This window comes from Nocardia niigatensis NBRC 100131, assembly GCF_000308655.1.
In the GTDB taxonomy this organism is placed as follows: domain Bacteria; phylum Actinomycetota; class Actinomycetes; order Mycobacteriales; family Mycobacteriaceae; genus Nocardia; species Nocardia niigatensis.
The window spans coordinates 1-620 of sequence record NZ_BAGC01000024.1 but is presented as its reverse complement, the minus strand read 5'-3'; the positions used below and the strand labels follow the sequence as shown (position 1 = coordinate 620).

1 rRNA gene is annotated in these 620 nt (G+C 53.4%); it reads right to left on the bottom strand.

The features are described from left to right. A 23S ribosomal RNA gene (locus tag ON33_RS42675) occupies positions 1-313 on the bottom strand; the annotation flags it as partial. Between the last annotated feature and the right edge of the window lie 307 nt (positions 314-620).

Sequence of the window (620 nt, the reverse complement as noted above, 5' to 3'; positions counted from 1 at the left end):
GGCCATGCAACGACTGCCGTCTATCACACATAACCGGTTTAGCCTCTTCCGCTTTCGCTCGCCACTACTCACGGAATCACATGTTGTTTTCTCTTCCTGTGGGTACTGAGATGTTTCACTTCCCCACGTTCCCTCCACACACCCTATATATTCAGGCGCGGGTAACACGACATCACTCGTGCTGGGTTTCCCCATTCGGAAATCCTCGGATCTCAGCTCGTTTGACAGCTCCCCGAGGCTTATCGCAGCCTACTACGTCCTTCATCGGCTCCTGGTGCCAAGGCATCCACCGTACGCTCTTACACACTTACTAACAAAGATGCTCGCGTCCACTGTGCAGTTCTCAAACAACACACAAAACCTTCTCGCTACTGCGGCACCAGCCAGAGAATCCCTGCGGTATGACCGCGAAGAAGATTTCGTCGTTTTTTGCCTGGAAAGAACGTCTGTTCTTTCAGGACCCAACAGTGTGTCGACTACATCCCCGAACTCGAAGCACTGGGGCTCCAAGCGATTTCGAGGCACATGTCAGTGTTCCACCCATGAGCTTCCGCCGGCCTACATGTGAGGCCGAAACGGTCTCTGCCAGAACAACTTCCAACCTGTGTTGGCATGTCTGG